This window comes from Nannocystis exedens (assembly GCF_002343915.1).
Taxonomy (GTDB): domain Bacteria; phylum Myxococcota_A; class Polyangia; order Nannocystales; family Nannocystaceae; genus Nannocystis; species Nannocystis exedens.
Genome location: NZ_NETK01000001.1, coordinates 5,361,946 through 5,377,151, shown reverse-complemented (window position 1 = coordinate 5,377,151; position 15,206 = coordinate 5,361,946). Strand labels below are relative to the sequence as shown.

Below are 15,206 nucleotides of genomic sequence, written 5' to 3'. Positions count from 1 at the left end.
GATTTGTTTCGGCACCCTCTGCACGCCCGACCCGGCAGGTGCAGCGTGATCACCGATGTCGGCATCCTCGGCTTCGGTCACGCGCTGCCCGACACCGTCCGTCACAATGACGACCCGCTGTTCGCCGCGCTGCCGCCCGCCGGGCCGTTCACCGGGTTCCGCGAGCGCCGGGTGCTGGCCGCGGGCGAGCGCGTCGAGGACCTGGGCCTGCGGGCGGCCCGGGCCGCCCTGGCCGACGCGGGCGTCGCCGCGGGCGCGATCGATCGCCTGTACGGCGCGGTGTCGCCGTCCGAGCACCTGCTGCCGAGCGGCCTGTTCGCGCTGCACGCCGAGCTCGGCCTGCGTCGCGACGCGACGGTGGTGCCGATCCACTCCGACTTCACCAACTTCGTGGTCGCGCTGACGAGCGCGTGCGAGGCGGTCGCCGCCGGCCGCTGCGAGCGCGCGCTGGTGGTGGTCGCCGCCGGCTGGAGCCGCCTGGTCGATTACGCCGACGCCGGGGCGTTCGGGATCGGCGACGGCGCGGGCGCGGTGGTGGTCGGCCGCGGCGGGTCCCTCCGCTTCGTCGACGAGCTCGGCGAGACCCACGGCGAGCTGCACGAAGCGATGACGGTCCAGGTCCGTCGGCCGAAACACGCCGAGCCCGGCACCGACCCGCGACCGACCTTCGTGTTCGAGGCCGCCGCCCGCCGCGTCTACGCCGAGCTGTCGACCGCGGCGCCTTCGCGGCTGTGGACCGCCCTGCTGGCGCGCCACGGGCTGTCGCCGGCCGAGGTCGCGCTCGTCACCCACCAGCCCAACCGCCCGGTCCTCGAGGCCTGGCAGCGCGCGCTCTCCCCGGCCGAGCTGCCGAGCGTGGTCGAGGCGCTGGGCAACTGCACCCTGGCGACCTCGGCGATCGTCCTGTCGCTGCACGCCCGCGCGCTGCAGAGCCGCCACGTGGTGCTGATGGGGTTCGGCTGCGGCCAGAACTTCGCCGCGCTGCTGCTGCGCCGCGCGTGACGGCCCGGCGGGCGCGCCGCAAACATCCTCGCGGCCATGGCCCGCATCCCTCGGCCCGCACCTCACGGCGGCCGGCTGCACCGGTCGGCTCGCCGCGCGCCGCGTGTTACCGTGCTGCGGTCATGAGAGCCCCGCACGACACGCTGACCTCCGAGCGCCTGGTGCTGCGCCGCTACACCGCCGACGACCTCGACCTGCTGGTGCGCCTGCACTCCGACCGCCGGGTCATGCGCTTCGCCGGCGGCGTGCACGAGCGGAGCAAGACCGAGGCGATGCTGCGCGAGCGGATCCTCGCCTACTACGACCAGCACCCGGGGCTCGGCATCTGGCTGACCAGCGAGCGAGCCACCGGCGCGCCGGTCGGCATGCACCTATTGAATCACATCCGCGACGACACGGTCATCCAGGTCGGCTACCTGCTCTACCCCGAGTACTGGGGCCGCGGCTACGCCACCGAGATGGCCGCGCGGCTGCTGCGTTACGGCTTTGGCGAGCTCGGGCTGCCGCAGATCTCCGCGATCACCGACCTGCCGCACGTCGACTCCCAGCACGTGCTGCTGAAGATCGGCCTCCGCCGCGACGGCGAGCGCCACTTCCCCGCCTACGGCAGCGACCCGCTGGCCTTCTTCACCCGCGACGCCGCGAGCTGGCTCGCCGAGCACCCGGCCTGAGCGGGGCATGTCCTTTCGGACATGCCCCGAGCGCCATCACATCCATGTCCGCAACGCGGCGAACGCCGCCTGCGAATCACCGCACCCTCCTCGCAGACGATCCGCCGCGCTCAGGCCTTGGGCCCGAACACCTTCAAATATTCGTCGCGATGCTTGCCGTCGAGCAGGGCCAGCGAGCTGTCGGCGTCGTCCTGGTGGTGGACCGCGTAGCCGGCGTCCTTGAGCGCGCGCAGGTGGCGGCGGACCGCCTCCGCGTCGATCTGGAACACCTTGCCGATCTCCTCGGGGTCGCAGATCACCCGCGGCGCCTTGGCCGGGCCCTTGCGGTTGCGGTAGGTCGCGGCCAGGTTCGCGTCGACGAACGTCCAGAGGTACGCGAGCACGACCTTGGCGCCCGGCGACAGCGGGTCACCCTCGGCGGAGGTCGCGGAGAACAGCTCTCGGGGCATCTCGGCCATGCGGTGTTTGCGGGCTAACGCGATCGGCGCTGGGCGTCAAGTTCGAAGTCGAACGTTGTACAGGTCGGCTCTGGAGTGAATATCGTGTGCGCGGAATCGCGCTTCGCCTGCAAGGCCTCGTCGGGGCCGCTCGGCGGGCCGCGCCGAGGTCCGCCGCCGTTCGGGTCGGCGCGAATCATGGCACCCCGCGCCGCGTGCTCATCGCGCTCTCGGGGCTCCCCGGCGTCGGCAAGACCACCCTCGCGCGGGCTCTGGCCGCGCGGACCGGCGGCGTCCACCTGCGCATCGACACCATCGAGCAGGCGCTGGTGCGCGACGGTTTGCCCGCGGCCGACCTCCACGGACGCGGCTACGCCGTCGCCCGCGCCCACGCCGGCGATCTGCTCGCGGGCGGCTTCTCCGACCTCGCCGACGCGGTCGACCCGATCGCCGCCACCCACACGGCCTCGCACGCCGCCGGCGTCGCCTGCCGCGACGTCGAGGTCGTCTGCGGCGATCGCCACGAGCACCGGCGCCGCGTCGAGGCCCGCGTCGCCGACATCGCCGGTCACGTCCTGCCCGCCTGGCGCGACGTCGAGGTCCGTGAATTCGAGCCGTGGCTGGCCGCGCCGCGGGTCGTCGTCGACACCGCGCAGCTCGCCGGCGACGCCGCCGTCGAGCACGTGGTCGCGGCCCTCGGACTCGACGCATACGCGCTGGCGTGAGCGCTCGCCACAATGCACATAGGCGCGGCGCTGTCGACATTGCCCGGTCTCACCATTGGCAGCGCCGCGGCGGCCTCGCGCGGTTTCGCGCATCCCGTCTCGGCTCCTCCCGCGCGCCTGGGGACACCGGAACTCCGCGCGGTCGATCGCGCCGGGTCGCCTCGGGCCCGGCCCGAGCGGGGGGCGTGCGCCGGCGGGATTTGCCTTGACTGCGACGGCAGCCCGGGTAGCCTCACGAGAAATGCCACTTAACTTCACCTTACTGACAATTCGTATGGCGGTCTCGCGGGCGATCGAGCGATCGCGTGTCTGAGCGCGCAGCAGCCCGCGACCGCGCCGGCGTGGGACCTCGAAGCTGCGCTCGCCCGCGAATCGGCGCACCTGACTTGACTTGACTTTGCCTGCGGATCTTTCGCCGCGGACTCGCCGACCGCCATGTTCTCTATCGCCCAGACGACCTCGAAAGTTCGATTGTCGGCGTCGCTCGCCACCGCCGTGGCGCTCGCGTGCCTCGTCGCCCCCGACGGTTTGAGCTCGCCCGTGCTCGGGCTGTTCTTGTTCGGCGGCGCCGCCTTCCTCGTCGCCGGCTTCGTCGCCCTCGACCTGCTCGGGGCCGTGCTGCCCGCCGGCGGGCTGACGGTCCGCCGCCTGCGACGGGTCGCGGCGCTGGTCCTGAGCGCCCCGCTGCTGCTGCTGACCGCGCTGATCCTCGGCTTCCAGTCGTCGGCGCTGGTCGTGGCGCTGCCCGCGGGGCTGGTGTTCGCCGTCGCCGTGGTGGTCGCCGTCGAGCGGCTGGCCCCGCGCCTCGGCGCCCCGGAAGACCCGCGCTTCTGGCTCGCCACCGCCGTCGCCGCCGTCGAGTTGGTCGCGCTCTTCCTCTACGTACATGTCTCCGAGGACACCTTCGCGGTGGTCCGCCCCGGCACCGAGCGGCTGCACGCGGTGCTCTGGTTCGGCACCTGGGCCGCCTCGCTGGCGCTGCTGCTGCCGTGGGGCGCGCGGGTGGCCAGCCGGGCCGGCGCCGCCCCGCCGTCGCGCTGGTGGACGGCCTGGAGCGGCCTCGCGGCGCTGGTCGGCCTCGGCTTCATGGTCGCCGACCGCCGCTTCATGGTCGGCCTCTACCCCGCCGTCCACCTGTGGCTGCAGCTCGTCGCGGTGCTCAGCCTCGACGCCGCCCTGAGCCGCGGCCTCGCCCTGGCCCAGCTCGAGCGCCGGCGGCTCGCGCCGGCGACGATCCGCAAGCTGACCCGCGCCGGCGGGCTCGCCCTCGCCCTCGTCGCCGCCGCCGCCGCCGGCTTCGCCGTGGTCGCGTTCGGCGGCTACGCCAGCGACCGGGGCTTCCGCGCCCAGGTCGGCGAATCGACGGTCGGCACCTCGATGATGCGATTTCTCCGGCGCGGCGAGGGCCGCACCCGCGGCCACCTCAAGGAGCTCGACCACCCGCTCTACCACGACGTCCCGCCGCCGCAGAACGACTGGAACATCCTCCTGATCAGCGTCGACGCCCTCCGCGCCGACGCCCTGCCCGACCCCGACGAGGCCGACAAGCGCGCCGCCCCGCGCCTGTCCGCCCTCGGGGCCCAGTGCGCCGATTTCCGCCGCGCCTACGCCCCCGGCTCGCGCACCGCGATCGGCATGGGCGCATTGATGCTCGGCCGCTACAGCGCCCACATTCAATGGGACCTGTGGATGTGGGACGGCAAATTGATCAACCCCAACAAGGCCACGGCCGCCGACATCCGCGGCCTGACCAACGGCGTGCAGTACACGACGATCCCGCAGATCCCGCCCGAGGGCAACCTGGCCCAGCGGATGAAGGCCGCCGGCCTGCGGACGCTGGCGACCCCGTGGGACGGCTACAGCCGGTTCTTCCGCAAGGACGCCGGCTTCGACCCCGGCTTCGACGAATACACCGACTTCAACCCGATGAGCTTCCGCGAGCCGGCCAGCCCCAAGGTCCTGCCGATCGCGCTGCAGCAGCTCGACAAGGCCAAGGGCGTGCGGTTCTTCCAGTGGGTCCACCTGTTCGACCCCCACGAGTCGGGCGGCGACCGCGAGCGCTACGCCGAGCTCGTGCAGGAGATGGACGCGGCCCTCGGGGACTTCCTCGACGGCCTCGAGCAACGCGGCCTGCGCGACAAGACGGCGATCTTCCTGGTCGCCGACCACGGCGAGGCGCTCGGCGACCACCGCAACGCCACCCACGGCACCTCGCTGTACGAGGAGCAGGTGCGCGTGCCGATGATGATCTGCCTGCCCGGCCGCAAGGGCCAGGTGTTCCGCCAGCCGGTGTCGACGCTCGACGCCACCGCCACCATGCTCGCCCTCGCCGGCGGCGACCTCACCGGCATCGATGGCGTCAACCTGCTGCCGCTGATCGAGGACGGCACCTACCCCGCGGAGCGGCCGGTGTTCACCGAGCTGCACCGCTACATGTCGAACCAGGCCCAGCGCACCACCGATTTGCAGGCGGTGATCAACGGCCGTTGGAAGCTGATCCGCGACCTCAAGAACGACACCGTCCAGCTGTTCGACCTCGAGAACGACCCCAAAGAGGAACAGAGCGCGCTGTCTTCCCGCCCCGACGTCGCCGACGACCTCGAGGACCTGCTCGACGCGCTCAACGCCGACCGCGCCAAGCCCAAGCCGCCCAAGCCGCTGTTCGCCGCCAAGCCGGCCGCCTTCGAGCCCGGCCAGGACTCGGTGATCCTGTGGGCCCGCTCGACCTTGCCGGCGTCGATCCACTTCGAGCTGGCCAAGAACGCCAGGTTCAAGGACGCGCTCGCGACCACCGCCAGGGAGGTCACGCCCGAGGGCGACCACGTCCGCGTCGTCGACGTCACCGGCCTCGACCCGGGCACGCGCTACTGGTACCGCGCCGTCCTCACCCACGAGGGCGAGCGCCTGGTCAGCGACACCGCCAGCTTCACCACCGCCCCCGACAAGCCGCGCAACGTCAAGCTGGCGTGGAGCGCCGACCTGCTGGCCGACAACGCCCCGTTCCAGATCTTCGGCCCGCTCAAGCGCGAGAAGCCCGACGTGTTCCTGATGCTCGGCGACACCATGTACGCCGACATCCCGAAGAAGAACAAGGGCAAGGACCTCAAGACCTACCGCGCCCGCCACAAGCTGGTCCGCCGCGACGAGAACCTGCAGTCGTTCCTCGCCTCGACCGCGACCGCCGCGATCTGGGACGACCACGAGATCAGCAACAACGCCCACCGCGAGACCGAGAACCTCGCCGTCGCCCGCCAGGTGTTCCGCGAGCAGTGGCCGGTGCGCAGCGCCGACCCCGAGGACGTCGGCCTCTACCGCTCGTTCCGCCCGGCCCCCCAGGTCGAGGTGTTCATCCTCGACGTCCGCAGCTTCCGCGACCTGCCCGGCCGGAACCGGACCATGCTCGGCGAGGCGCAGAAGGAGTGGTTCATCACCTCGCTGAAGTCGTCGACCGCGCGCACCAAGATCGTCGTCACCAGCGTGCCGATGTTCGCCCCGTTCGGCCAGGACAGCTGGAACGCCTTCCCCGACGAGCGCGACGAGCTGCGCACCGTGTTCGCCAGCGAGCCGCCCGGCACCGTCTTCGTCCTGTCCGGCGACTACCACCTCGCCTGGCACCTCGTCGACCAGGAGACCGGGATCCACGAGCTCATCGCCGGCCCGCTCGACGCCTGGGTGTTCGAGGACATGCTGCCCCAGCACATGACCGACGTCGCCAAGCGCGGCGGCTTCGCCATCACCGACGGCCCCAACTACGGGGTGCTGGAGGTCAAGCAGGACGGCTCGGTCGTGGTCCGCTACCACGACGTCAAGGGCAAGCAGAAGTACCGCGCGGTGCTGACCGGCCCGGACGAGGTGCCCGCCCCCGGCGCGGCGAAGGAGCCCCCCGCCGCGCCCGAACGCGCCGTCACCGGCTCTTCCGCAGCTTCGGCAGGCACTGGCCCGACACGTTGACGAGGCCCTCGCCGCAGCGCGCGGCCTTGGCCGCCACCACCGGGGTCGGCGCGATCAGCTTGCGCAGCGCGTTGCTGCGCTGCATCGTCGGCTTGATGAGCGGCGTCAGCTTCTTGACGTCGAGCTTCTTCGGCGCGACCCACTTGTCGGCGACGACGTCCTGGCGGTTGACGAGGTCGAGCTGGATCGAGCGCAGGCCGATCGACTGGCAGCCGATCATCGGCGTGTCGTTGCTCGCGTTCGAGTCGACCGTGCACTTCATCGCCGTCAGCACGCCGCGGGCGTTCTTGTTGAACGTCTCGGTGCGCGGGTCCTCGCCGGTCTTGCCGCTGAGCATCCCGTGGTACTTGGCGTTCTGGATCATCTGCACGCAATCCTCGTAGGCGCCCTTGTTGAGCGCCTTCATCGGCCCGCACACCGCCTCGGCGTCGGCGGTCACCCAGGCCGCCTTCACGCCGGTGCCCTGGTACGAGCACTGGGCCAGCGTCTCGCCCGGGGTCGGCCCGGCCAGGTCGAACACCGGCGTCTTCAGCGTGGTCTCGAACGTGGTGTGGTCGGCCTTCGACTCCTCCATCCGGATCTTCAGCGTCGACAACAGCTTGCGCACGTCGAGCGGGTCGCCGCCGGTGTGGTCGGGCTTGAACGTCAGGTTGGCGCTGAAGTTGACCGGCCCGCCGCCCATCTCACGGTCTCCCTTGGTGTTGCTGAATTGCCCCGTCGTCGTCGCCAGCGCCTGGGTCAGCTTGCTCTGGATCGCCTCGCCGGCGTCGCGCGCCGCGTAGCACTCCGACACGTAGCGCGTCGGGAACTGGTCGTACTCGGCGACCACGAAGTCCTCGAAGTCCTTCCACCTGTCGTACAGCGACTCGCAGGCCGGCTGGCCCGTCCAGTCGACGTCGCAGTCGCGCGCCCGGTTGCGCATGTCGGCGAGCTGGGCCTGGTAGAAGGCCCGGCGCGTCTTGATGTAGGCGATCCGCGCGTCGCGCTTGGCCGGCGTGGTCCCGAGCGCGAACAGCTTGGCGTTCTGGATCATGAAGTCCGAGTCGTCGATCAGCGCCGTCAGCCCCCACGCCGCCTCGGCCAGCTTCGTCAGCTTCTGCTCGGAGGTCAGCGGCGCCAGCGGGTTGTTCACCGGCCAGTTGGCGACGATGTCCTCGTACGGCACCGCCATCAGCTTGAACGTCTGCTTGGCCCCGTTCTGCCCGGGGAAGGCCTGCACCTGCTGCAGGAACTGCTCGACCGACAGGCTGGCGCTGTTCGTCCCGCTCGAGGTCACGTGGATCTCGAGGTCCTGGGTGTTGCTGGCCTGCTTGAGCTTGTTGATCGTGCTGACGCCGACCTCGGCGTTCATGGTCGCGTAGTCGACCCCGATCACCCCGCTGGCGGCCAGCTTGCTCTCCGTCAGCGTGTCGCGCACCGACAGCTGCACCGTGCCGAAGAACCACCGCCCCTTCTGCTCGCCGATCACCAGGTAGTCGCCGCACTGCTGGCGGAACGCCGGCGTGCCGACCATCGCCAGGTACTCGGGCTTGAGGTTGATGTCGCCGGCGACGAACTTCATCGGCTCGACGTTGTGGTACTTGGCGAGGATGGTGTGGGTATTGAAGTTCGTCTTGGTCGTCTGGAAGAAGTCGACCTTCGAGCTGGCGTTGGCGCTGACGAGCCCCATCGACGCGGAGAACTTGGTATTGACGGCGAGGTTCATCTCGTCGGCGAGCTGCGAGTTGGAGACGATCGAGCTGAACTTGAACTCGTCGCCGCTCGCGCCCGAGCCGTCGAGCAGGGCGTTGCCGAACTGCACACACTGGCGCAGCACGAACTCGCGGCTGATGCTGTTGTAGCCGTAGCCGCGGCCGGTGAGCGTCTTCGGCGGCTCGAGCTCGAGGTACTGGTCGGCCGCGAGGGCCGTCTGCGCCACGCTGAGGGTCAAGAGACCGCAAGTCACACCCGCCAGCCGCTGCCTGGTTCCACTCCGCATCGTCCACTCCTTGTGCGCTCCGGCGAGCGACCGCGCCCGAGGGCCATCGCCCCCGACGTTCGCCATCGGCTCGGGAAACGCTTCGACCCAAAGTGATCGTCGAGGCCAAAACAATTGCGGCGATCTGCACGAGCGAGTGCGCTCGCGTCGGCGTGATACTCTGGTCGCGTGCGAACACGACGCGCGAGATCGGAGTGGGTCGTCGCCGTCGCGCTGACGAGCGCGTGCGGCGGCGGCGGCGGGGGCAGCAGCGACGGCGACGATCCGTCGAGCACGGGCGCGACGACGACCGCCGCGACGATGACGGGGCCGACGTCGACCGCGAGCCCGACGAGCGGCGACGACCCACCGACCTCGACCGCGGACCCGACCGGCACGAGCACCACCGAGGCGCCCGCGACCTCGACCGGCGACGACAGCGGCACCACCGGCGCGCAGCCGACCGCGTGCGCCGACGACTGTCATTACGTCAGGGCCGGCGCGGCCGGCAGCGGCGCCGACTGGAACGACGCTCTCCCCGAGCTGCCCGCCGAGCTCGAGCGCGGCCACATCTACTTCATCGCCGCCGGCAGCTACCCCGCCTATCTGTTCGACGACGCCGAGGCCGGGGACGTCGTCATCCGCGTGCTGCGAGCCAGCGCCGACGACCACGGCACCGACGTCGGCTGGGACCCCGCGTTCGCCGCCGGAGAGGCCGTGTTCGGCGAGCTGCGCTTCACCAGCGGCCGCTACGAGTTCGACGGCCGCGACGCCACCCGCATCGTCGGCGGCTTCGAGGGCACCGTCGTCGACATCGCCGCCCCCGCGGTCCAGTTCCGCAGGAGCGACGTCGACGGCGCCTTCGCCGGGCGCGGCGGCAAGCACGTCGGCGGCGCCTGCACGGCCATGACCATCAGCGGCGACGACGTCGTCGTCGCCGGCAACCGGATCCACGACGCCGCCGACGACGGCGTCTCGATCGCCGGCCTCGTCAACCTCTCCTTCACCGGCAACGTCATCCACGCCCTCCACGGCTGCGGCACCGACGGCGACTGCGGCCCCTGCTACAACGGCCACAGCGACGGCCTCGAGCTGTTCGACGTCGCCGACAGCGAGCTCGTCGGCAACATGATCTACGACGTCCGCAGCACCGCCGCAGTGTTCTTCGGCAACTGGGCCGACGAGCTCGGCATGGGCGCGAGCGAGTACTGCGAGAACATCCTCCTCGCCAACAACATCCTCTACAGCCCCGAGACCGGGTTCGTCGCCTACATCGAGGACGCGCGGGAGATCCGGGTGCTGAACAACGTGATCTGGGGCCTGCGCCAGGGCGCCTACGGCGGCCTGTCGATCGGCGTCAACGTCAGCGACCTCGACCTCTACAACAACGTCATCCTCAGCATCAACTACACGCACATCGGCGGCGAGTACGATCCGGCCGAGCACCGCGGTGACTACAACCTGTTCGGTTATTCGCTCGGGCAGTGGCAGGACGGCCCGCACGACATCGTCGCCGCGGACCCCCAGTTCGCCGCGATCGCCGGCGGCGAGGGGCCCGCGGCCGAAGACCCGGCTCCCGACGCGTTCGCGCCCGCGGCCGGCAGCCCGCTCGTCGACGCCGGCTGGCCCGGCGACGCCGACATCGTCATCCCTCCCTTCGACTTCTTCGGCCAGCCGCGCGGCGACGCGCCCGACATCGGCGCCATCGAGTGACGGGCGCGCCGGCAAAACGTGATGCGCGCGTGGTAGCGTCGTGGCATGGTCGAGACGCATCGCATCACCTTCGAGTCCCACGGCGCGACGATCGTCGGCAACCTGTTCGTCCCCGCGCGTGAGGGCCGATCGCCGGCGGTCGTCGTCGACGGTCCGCTCACCTCGGTGAAGGAGCAGGCCCAGGGCAACCACGCGCGCGCGCTCGCCGAGCGGGGCTTTGTCGCCCTCGCATTCGACCACCGCTTCTTCGGCGAGAGCGGCGGCCAGCCGCGCCAGTACGAGTCGCCGCCGGAGAAGATCGAGGACCTGCGCGCCGCGGTCGACTTCCTCGCCGCGCACGAGCGCGTCGACGACCAGCGGATCGGCGCCGTGGGCGTGTGCGCGGGCGCGGGCTACGTCGCCGGCGCGGTCGCCGAGGATCCGCGGATCCGCGCCTTCGCGGCCGTCGCCGGGTTCTTCCACGACGTGCAGATGCAGCTCAAGTGGATGGGCCAGGCCGGCTTCGAGGCCACGATCGCCGCGGGACGGGCCGCGCGCGAGCGCTGGGAGGCCACCGGCCAGGCCGACACGATCCCCGCCGTCGGCGAGGGCGACGTCGCCATGCCCCTCGCCGAAGCGTTCAACTATTACGGCACCCCGCGCGGCGCCGTCGACAACTACGTCAACGCCTTCGCGGTGATGTCGCGCGAGCACACCGTCCCCTACGACGCGCAGTCCGCCGCCCCGCGGATCCGCGTGCCCACGGCCGTCGTCCACTCCGAGCAAGCCCTCGCCCCGGCCCTCGCCCGCAGCTTCCACGCCGCGCTCGCCGGGCCCAAGGCGATCCACTGGCTCACCTCGCAGGGCCAGGTCGACTTCTACGACGACCCGAAGCTGATCGCCGCCGCCGCCGACATCGTCGCCGTACACTTGCGCGCCGCGCTCGGCTGAGCGTAAAGACCTGTTTAGAAGTTCAGCGGGCGCGGACGGAGCCCTCGTCGTCGGACCGGACCGCAGAGCGCGTCTCATCGGCTCGCAAGAACATGTCCTTCGGGCCATGCAGGCTCGCTCGCCAGCCTCGCGTCGCTCGTCGGGCCCCGGCGCGACCGGCGGGTCCTTCACCCCCTGACCTCGCCCGGGTCGCGCCGCGCTTCCGCGAGCCTGCCGGAGGCGCGTCGGTGGTAGCCTGCGCGGCGTGCCCGGCGTCCTGACCGCGCTCGCGCTGCTCACCGTCCTCGCGGTCGCGGCGCTCCTGCGCGATCGCCTGGGCCTCTCCGCCGCCCTCGGCGTCGCGCTCGCCGGGGTCTTCCTCGCCGTCAGCGCGACCGGCCTGATCCTCCTCGACCTCGGCCGGCTGCAGCCGTGGCCGCTGCGCCTCGGCCTGCTCGCAGTCTTCGCGGCGCTCGTCCTCCTCGCATTCGTCGCACGCCGCCGACTGCCATCCATCCCTCCCGGCATTCCGCTGCACCCGCGCGCGGTCGCGATCGGCCTCGGCCTCCTGCTGTTCGCCGGCGTCGGCCTGCGCCTCGCGCCCTCGCCGTACCTGCAGGGCGGCCAGGACCAGGGCATCTACGTCAACGTCGGCCATCACATCGCCCGCACCGGCCGCTTGCGGCCCGTCGATCGCCTGCTGCGCGGAGCGGTGCGCGGCGTCCCGCAGGCCGACGTGCTCGCGGCCTACCGCGTCAAGCCGCAGGCCGCCGATTCGCCGCTCGTGGGCGTCCGCGAGGGCCGCTGGACCGCGGGGATCCACATCGAGGACGCCCGCGCGGGCCGCCTGGTCCCGGCGTTTTTTCACCTGATGCCGGTGTGGTTCGCCATCAGCGAGCTCGACTGGGGCTTCGCCCGCTCGACCTGGCCGCTCGTGCCGTTCTGGGCCCTCTCGGCCCTGGCGCTGTTCGGCCTCGCGCGACGCCTCGCCCTCGAAACCGCCGATCCGGGGGTCCGCCGCCGCGCCGGCACGATCGGCCTCGTCGCGCTCGCCGGCCTCGCCCTCCACCCGCTCGACCTGTGGATCTCGACCTTCACCGTCACCGAGAACCTCGCCCGCGCCTGCCTGCTCGCGGCCGCCTGGCTGGCCCTCGAGGCAGGCGCAGCCGAGCGCGAGGAGCGGCCGGGCGCGCGGCTGCTGGCGACCCTCGGCGGCCTCTGCTTCGCCGCCGGCGCCTTCACCCGCGGCAGCTTCGTCGCGCACGCGATCGTCCTCGCGCTCGCGCTCCTGCTCGCGCGCGACGAGGCGTCGCGCAGTCGCCGGGCCCTGTTCACGGCGCTCGTCGTCGGCACCGCGCTCGCGGTCGTGCAGGCGGTCGTGCACTCGTGGCCTTACTTCTTCTCCGCCGCCGCCAACCACTTCCACGTCCCGCGGCTCACCCCGCGGCCCGGCGTCGCCGTCGCCTGCACCCTCGCCGCCGGGGCCGCGCTGCTGCTCCTCGACCTCGGCCTGCGCCGCCTCCCCGCCCCCTCCGCGCCCTCGCGCCGCGGGCGCTGCGGCTCGCCGGCGGCCTCGCCCTCGTCGTCGCCGCGGCGGCGCTCGTGCTCGGCGGCGGCGAATCGAGCCCCGACCAGCAGGTGCTCGCCGTGCTGCTGCGCCACGGCGGTCCGCTGCCGCTGCTGTTCGGCCTCGTCGGCCTGGGCCTCGCCCTTCGCCGCGCCGACGCGCGGCGCCTGCCGTGGCTCGTCCTCGCTGCCGCGATCGTCCTGACCGCCGCGCTCAAGTCGGGCGTGCGCTACGAGTTCTACTACGCCCGCTACTTCGTCGCCGACGTCGTCCCGGTGCTGACCGTCGCCGCATCCTGTCTCTTGGGACACATCCTCGCCCGGGTCGAGCGCCGCCTGAACGCGCGCGCGGCCGCCCTCGCCGGCGGCGCGCTGCTGCAGGCGTGGTTGCTCCCGCCGCTGCGGCTGCTGCCGCGCGAGGTCTACTGGACCCGCGACCTCGCCGACGACCCCGCGGAGCTGACCAGCGTCTTCGAACATGTCCCGGAAGACAGCCTCTTGCTGTTCGACGACCGCGCCCCCGGACGCTGGCGCGGGCTCCTGGCCGCGCCGGCCCTGCTGTCGTTCGGCCGCGACGCGCTGGCCGTGCCGCCCGGCGGGCACATCGTCGAGGGCGCGCTCAAGGCCGGCACCCCGGTGTTCCTGCTCTCGGGCGGCTGGGAGCCCGACGATCGCCAGCGCTGGCCCTCGGCCGCGCACGGGCCCTGGCGCACCCGCGTCGTCGCGCGCGGCACCTACCACGCCCTGCGCGCCGAGACGGTCGAGGGCGGCGCGCCGGCGCGGCTGGTCGACGGCGGCGGCCCGTGGGAGCTGCAGCAGTTGGACCGATCGATCTGGCGCAGCTCCGGCGCCTTCAGCCTCTACCCCGACAGCATGTTCGTCACGGCGACGGCGGCCGGCTTCGTCACCGAGCCGCTGCCGCTCCCCGAGGGCGCGCGCGTCGAGCTGTGGCTGCCCGCCGGCGCTCCGGCCTGCGACGTCTCCGCCGCGGTGCAGACGGACGCCGGTCGATTCGAGCTCGCCTCGCTGCCGCGCGCGCCCGACGGGCCGCTGCTGTGGTCATTGCCCAGCCCCGCGCCCGCGGCCGCGGCGCTGACGATCGCCGCGGCGTGCGACGGCCCGTTCGCGTGGCGCTGGCTCAGCGTGCGCGCCGCACCGTGACATGTCCGCATGGACATGTTTGAAGATTTGCTCTCAGGGGATCGACGCGCCTCTGGGCCGTCGACGTCAGCGACCCGCATTCCGTCGCGAGCCGCCGTGCGCCGCCTGGGTCAGGGGTTCTGGCCTCACATGTCTCATGCGCCGTGTTCTTCAAGACATGGCGCATGAGTCATCTTTTTCAACCGCCGAGCGGCACCTCGATCTCGAGCGTATCCGGGAACGTCAGCGGCACGGTGACCGTCAGCTCCTCCGAGAGAATGATGCCCCCGTCCAGCGTGCAGTGGCCGCCGGGGTTGGGCGGCACGCAGTCGCAGGTGCCGAGGCACTGCTGGAAGGCCGAGACCGTGACGTCGTAGCTGCCGGCGGGGCGTTCGCGGGACGCGGCGCACTCGCCCGCGCAGCCCTCTCCCGGCGCGCACTCGGCCGTCATCTCCATGAACTCGACGTCGGCCGCGGCCCACAGCACCGAGAAGCTGGCGCCGGGTTCGAGGCGCAGGCCGGCCGGGACGCCGCAGTTGGCGCAGCCGCGGATGCACTCGCCCTCCAGCAGAGACTCACAGGTCGGCGGGAAGCAAGGGTCGGGGGCGACGAAGTGGTCTTTCCCCTCGGTGTCGCGGATTGCCATCGCCGGCAGCCCGGCGCAGCCGACGGCCGTGAGCCAGAGCGGCCCGTCGGTGACGTTGGTCAGCGTGATCGTGGTCTGGTCGCCGAGGATTTCGTCGGGCAGGAACGCCTCGCAGGACGCCGGCGTGCCGGTCGTCGTCGGGCTCGTGCCGGTCGTCGTCGTCGTCGTCGTCGACGTCGGGCCCTCGGTCGTCGACGTGCTCGTCGGGTCGAGCGTGGTCGTCGGTTCGGAGTCGGTGGTCGTGGTCTTGCCCGGCCCGCACGCGGTGCAGGCGAGCGTGACGATCGTGGCGAGCGTGAGTCTCAAGGTGACCTCGTGCGCCCACGGTAGCGGCGGCCGCGGCGACGCGTCCAGCGGAACGTCGTCGGTCGTACGCCCTCGGCTGCACGCATCGCCCGGACGTGAGGTCGTCGCGCGACGTGCTTCCTCACCACCGACGACGCCCTGCGCCTCCCGCTCGCCGGGCGCGGACGCGGCGCCGTGCATACC

Annotated in this window: 10 protein-coding genes; 7 read left to right on the top strand and 3 right to left on the bottom strand. The window is 72.2% G+C overall.

Annotation, left to right across the window (positions count from 1 at the left end):
- Nucleotides 1-45 precede the first annotated feature (45 nt).
- Both NAEX_RS21210 and NAEX_RS21205 read left to right on the top strand, forming a co-directional pair.
- Nucleotides 46-1,002, top strand: coding sequence for a 3-oxoacyl-[acyl-carrier-protein] synthase III C-terminal domain-containing protein (locus NAEX_RS21210; protein ID WP_096329302.1), 957 nt, complete (start codon nucleotides 46-48; stop codon nucleotides 1,000-1,002).
- Nucleotides 1,003-1,124: 122 nt separating this feature from the next.
- On the top strand, nucleotides 1,125-1,673 hold the full coding sequence (locus NAEX_RS21205) for a GNAT family N-acetyltransferase (protein ID WP_096329301.1): 549 nt from the start codon (nucleotides 1,125-1,127) through the stop codon (nucleotides 1,671-1,673).
- Between the two features lie 110 nt (nucleotides 1,674-1,783).
- Here the strand turns inward: NAEX_RS21205 and NAEX_RS21200 are convergent, their stop codons facing one another.
- Nucleotides 1,784-2,131: a helix-turn-helix domain-containing protein gene (locus NAEX_RS21200; protein WP_096329300.1), complete on the bottom strand. Its 348-nt coding sequence runs from the start codon at nucleotides 2,129-2,131 to the stop codon at nucleotides 1,784-1,786.
- 194 nt (nucleotides 2,132-2,325) lie between these two features.
- Between NAEX_RS21200 and NAEX_RS21195 the strand changes: the two genes are divergently transcribed.
- Nucleotides 2,326-2,835 (top strand): P-loop nucleotide/nucleoside kinase family protein, encoded by a 510-nt coding sequence (locus tag NAEX_RS21195; protein WP_096329299.1) that lies wholly within the window; start codon nucleotides 2,326-2,328, stop codon nucleotides 2,833-2,835.
- A 435-nt stretch (nucleotides 2,836-3,270) separates the two neighbouring features.
- A complete protein-coding gene (locus NAEX_RS21190; protein ID WP_096329298.1) occupies nucleotides 3,271-6,786 on the top strand; it encodes an alkaline phosphatase D family protein in 3,516 nt (1,171 codons plus the stop codon).
- Here the strand turns inward: NAEX_RS21190 and NAEX_RS21185 are convergent.
- Nucleotides 6,740-8,764, bottom strand: coding sequence for a hypothetical protein (locus NAEX_RS21185; protein WP_143140804.1), 2,025 nt, complete (start codon nucleotides 8,762-8,764; stop codon nucleotides 6,740-6,742). The two genes, NAEX_RS21190 and NAEX_RS21185, sit on opposite strands and share 47 nt — an antisense overlap.
- A gap of 168 nt (nucleotides 8,765-8,932) precedes the next feature.
- Between NAEX_RS21185 and NAEX_RS21180 the strand changes: the two genes are divergently transcribed.
- The 3 genes from NAEX_RS21180 (at nucleotide 8,933) to NAEX_RS21170 (ending at nucleotide 13,136) form a co-directional block, all read left to right on the top strand.
- The gene (locus tag NAEX_RS21180; protein WP_096329296.1) at nucleotides 8,933-10,456 is read left to right on the top strand and encodes a right-handed parallel beta-helix repeat-containing protein; all 1,524 of its coding nucleotides are present in this window, start codon (nucleotides 8,933-8,935) and stop codon (nucleotides 10,454-10,456) included.
- Between the two features lie 45 nt (nucleotides 10,457-10,501).
- Entirely contained in the window at nucleotides 10,502-11,386 is an 885-nt protein-coding gene (locus NAEX_RS21175) for an alpha/beta hydrolase (RefSeq protein ID WP_096329295.1), read from the top strand.
- A 244-nt stretch (nucleotides 11,387-11,630) separates the two neighbouring features.
- The gene (locus NAEX_RS21170; RefSeq protein ID WP_096329294.1) at nucleotides 11,631-13,136 is read left to right on the top strand and encodes a hypothetical protein; all 1,506 of its coding nucleotides are present in this window, start codon (nucleotides 11,631-11,633) and stop codon (nucleotides 13,134-13,136) included.
- A 1,134-nt stretch (nucleotides 13,137-14,270) separates the two neighbouring features.
- On the opposite strand, the gene NAEX_RS21165 is transcribed toward NAEX_RS21170, so the two are convergent.
- Complete coding sequence (locus tag NAEX_RS21165; protein ID WP_096329293.1) at nucleotides 14,271-15,023, bottom strand: hypothetical protein; 753 nt, start codon at nucleotides 15,021-15,023, stop codon at nucleotides 14,271-14,273.
- Nucleotides 15,024-15,206 lie beyond the last annotated feature (183 nt).

Coding starts and splice junctions, on each gene's coding strand:
- NAEX_RS21175 (WP_096329295.1), top strand. CDS start 10,502: ATGGTCGAGACGCATCGCATCACCTTCGAGTCCCACGGCGCGACGATC.
- NAEX_RS21185 (WP_143140804.1), bottom strand. CDS start 8,764: ATGCGGAGTGGAACCAGGCAGCGGCTGGCGGGTGTGACTTGCGGTCTC.
- NAEX_RS21200 (WP_096329300.1), bottom strand. CDS start 2,131: ATGGCCGAGATGCCCCGAGAGCTGTTCTCCGCGACCTCCGCCGAGGGT.
- NAEX_RS21190 (WP_096329298.1), top strand. CDS start 3,271: ATGTTCTCTATCGCCCAGACGACCTCGAAAGTTCGATTGTCGGCGTCG.
- NAEX_RS21205 (WP_096329301.1), top strand. CDS start 1,125: ATGAGAGCCCCGCACGACACGCTGACCTCCGAGCGCCTGGTGCTGCGC.